Origin of the sequence: Arthrobacter sp. H41, from assembly GCF_000520535.1 — a bacterium.
GTDB lineage: Bacteria > Actinomycetota > Actinomycetes > Actinomycetales > Micrococcaceae > Arthrobacter_D.
In genome coordinates this window covers 32,763-35,804 of sequence record NZ_KI914765.1, presented here as the reverse complement: position 1 = coordinate 35,804, position 3,042 = coordinate 32,763, and the positions used below count along the sequence as shown (strand labels likewise).

The window sequence follows — 3,042 nt, the reverse complement described above, 5'->3', positions numbered from 1 at the left end:
TGCCCAAGCCGCCGGCCTCGCCCGCGGAGAAGCCGAGACCGGGTAGTCGCCAGTTCCTGCCTGCAGTATCTGTCCAGCACGCGTCATCCCACCTGGTGTACAGCTCAGGAGGCGTCGCCGTACAGGGCCCGGTTCTGGAGGAATCTCCGATGGACGTCGCTATGGAGGTCGGTGAAAGCGTGGCCGTCAGCTGGTTCGGGACGATCACCCAGAAAGAGCTGAACGATCTGCTGGACGACCGTCCCATCCTGCCCGCGGAGATTGACAGGGTCCTGCTTAAGGACTGCGCCCAGCGGATCGGCGAGTTCAGAACCGATTTGCAGAGCATTAGACGGGAGCTTCGCCAGGCATTCTGGCGAAAGCTGGACGCTCTGATCTGAGTGGAACGTGGGGGGATGCGTCAGTCGACTCCGTTGATGTCGGAATTGCCCAGCCGGGGTTGAAACCGCCAAGAAGTGTCGGTATCTCTCATTATGCGGGATGAACGATCGGATATTGCAGTCCATGATGCGCCCCATCCGATTTACCATGATTGCCCGATACCGAACGATGTAGCCAACTTGATGGTTGGCGATGAGCGACCGGTTTCCGCGTACAGGACATTCCGGACAGCGCGATTTTCACGACCAGAAGATTGGTCGTGCGGAAAGCGCAGGGGATGACCGGCAAGAAGGTGGAGGTTTATTCCTTGCCCTATTCGGCTATCAACAGGTGGTCCTCGGAAAACGCGGGGACCTTTGACATCGACAGTGAACTGGAACTTTGGACGCGAGCTGGACAGATCAAGATCAAGGTGGGCAAGAAAGTCGATGTCCGCCGGCTCGACATGCTCATAGCCCATTCGGTGCTGGGCTCGGGCCGCTGACGGTTCACTCGATCAGATCCGTCCACATCAGGCCGATGTCGTCGCCCGAGCCCACAGCTTCTCGCAGCAGCAGCCGGCCCGTGGACTCCAGATGACTGCGCATGGCGGCACCGGCCGCCGGTGCGTCGCCTCGATCGAGGGCGTCGAGAATAGGCCGGTGCTCCCGGTATACGTCCTCGAGGGAGCGGGACTTCCGGATGGTGGAAGCGCCGACCAGCCGCGTAGCGTCTCGCAGGTTCTCGATGATCCGGGTGACATGCGCGTTCCCGGCGAGCTCCAGCAGCAGCGTATGAAGCCGCTGGTCATGCAGCAGAAACGCGGTCTCATCCCCGGCCGTGACCGAGGCCTGCATCGCCTCGTACTCGGTCCGCAGGGCCGCGCGGTCGGCGGCGTCCGCGCGTACAGCCGCCCGCTCGGCGGCGGGCACTTCCAGCGCGAGGCGAACAGCGATGATCTCGGTCAGTTCCCGCGCGCCGGGAAGGACGACGCGGAAACCCCGATTGCGCTCGAAGGCCACCATCCCGGTTTCCGCCAGCCGCAGCAGGGCCTCCCGGACCGGGCTCCTGGAGACGCCCAATTCGTCGGCCAACCGGTACACCGAATACAACTCGCCCGGAACCAGCGTGCCGGCCCGGATGCCCTCGCGAACTGCCTCGATGGTGCGGTCGGTGAGGGTGGGGGGGCGCACCTGGCGATTGCCGGCGTCGGCGGTGGAGTGGACCATGACTTCAAGACTAGTCTGCGGCGCACCGCATAAGGGTAGTAACATGTTACTCATGGCGACGACGCTCACAGCACCTACATCCCTCGTATCCGAACTTCGATCCCGCGGCGTGCCGGACGCTCGGGCAGACGCAACCTCACGCGCGGTCTACTCCAGCGATGCCTCCCTGTACCGAGTGCAGCCCGCGGCGGTCGTCTTCCCTCGGCACCTGGACGAGGTTCTCACCACCCTCGAGGTCTGCCGGAACCGCGGCATCCCCTTCACCCCACGCGGCGCCGGCACCTCCATCGCCGGCAACGCCATCGGCAGCGGCGTGGTGATCGACTTCAGCCGCCACCTCAACAGGGTGCTGGAGTTCGACGTCGAGGCCCGCACCGCGATCGTGGAACCCGGCGCGGTGCACGCCACCCTGCAGAAGGTCGCGTTGGCCAACGGCCTGCGGTTCGGTCCCGATCCCTCCACCCACAGCCGCTGCACGGTGGGGGGGATGATCGGCAACAACGCCTGCGGTTCGCGCGCGCTTGCCTACGGACGTACCGCGGACAATGTGACACAGCTCGACGTCGTCACAGGCTCCGGCGCACGGTTGCACCTCGGCGCTGACGGCACGCCGTCCACGCCGGAAACCGACGCGCTGCGGTCGCTGGTGAGCGCCGAACTGGGAACCATCCGCACTGAACTCGGGAGGTTCGGCCGGCAGGTCTCCGGCTATTCGCTTGAGCACCTGTTGCCCGAGCGCGGGTTCGACCTGCGCCGGATGCTCGTCGGAAGCGAAGGCACGCTCGCCGTCGTGCTTCAGGCGGGAGTGCGGCTGGTGGCCGATGCGCCGTACAAGACCCTGGTGGTGCTGGGCTTCGAGAACATCGGGGACGCCGGTGACGCCGTACCCGCTGTGCTGCCCTTCCGGCCCACCGCCTGCGAGGGCCTGGATTCGCGCATCGTCGAGGTGGTCCGTAGCCGCAAAGGCCCGCAGGCCGTGCCCGAACTCCCCGGCGGTGCTGCCTGGCTGTTCGTCGAGATCTCCGGAGACGATGCTCTGGAGGTCGCCGACCGGGCGGCTCGGGTCAGCCGCATCGACGCCGCCCGGCATTCCCGCATCATCGGAGATATTCGACAGGCGGCCGCCCTGTGGCGGATCCGCGAGGACGGCGGGGGACTGGCAGGCCGGTCACCAGCCGGAGTGCCGGCGCACGCCGGCTGGGAGGACGCCGCCGTGCCGCCGGAAACGCTGGGGAACTACCTCCGCGACTTCGACAACCTCCTGCTCACACACTCCCTCACCGGCTTTCCGTTCGGACATTTCGGCGACGGCTGCGTGCACGTCCGTCTCGACTTCCCGTTCCACCGCGAGGACGGCACCGCCGCCTTCCGCGCGTTCCTCACCGATGCCGCGGCACTGGTGTCCCGTTACGGCGGCTCGCTGTCGGGCGAACACGGCGATGGCCGTGCCCGC

General features: G+C 66.3%; 2 protein-coding genes and 2 pseudogenes. 3 read left to right on the top strand and 1 reads right to left on the bottom strand.

Translation table 11 applies throughout. The annotated features are described in order from the left end of the window. Positions 1-380, top strand: a pseudogene (locus Y705_RS22935) (NYN domain-containing protein); the annotation flags it as partial. Positions 381-473: 93 nt separating this feature from the next. Next, positions 474-865 (top strand): annotated as a pseudogene (locus Y705_RS0103075) (PH domain-containing protein). 4 nt (positions 866-869) lie between these two features. Here Y705_RS0103075 and Y705_RS0103070 read toward each other — a convergent pair. After that, the gene (locus tag Y705_RS0103070; RefSeq protein WP_026531796.1) at positions 870-1,589 is read right to left on the bottom strand and encodes a GntR family transcriptional regulator; all 720 of its coding nucleotides are present in this window, start codon (positions 1,587-1,589) and stop codon (positions 870-872) included. Between the two features lie 52 nt (positions 1,590-1,641). On the opposite strand from Y705_RS0103070, the gene Y705_RS16940 reads away from it, so the two are divergent. Further along, positions 1,642-3,042 (top strand): FAD-binding oxidoreductase (locus Y705_RS16940; RefSeq protein WP_155849885.1); only part of this gene is annotated, 1,401 nt, incomplete at its 3' end.

Coding starts and splice junctions, on each gene's coding strand:
- Y705_RS0103070 (WP_026531796.1), bottom strand. CDS start 1,589: ATGGTCCACTCCACCGCCGACGCCGGCAATCGCCAGGTGCGCCCCCCC.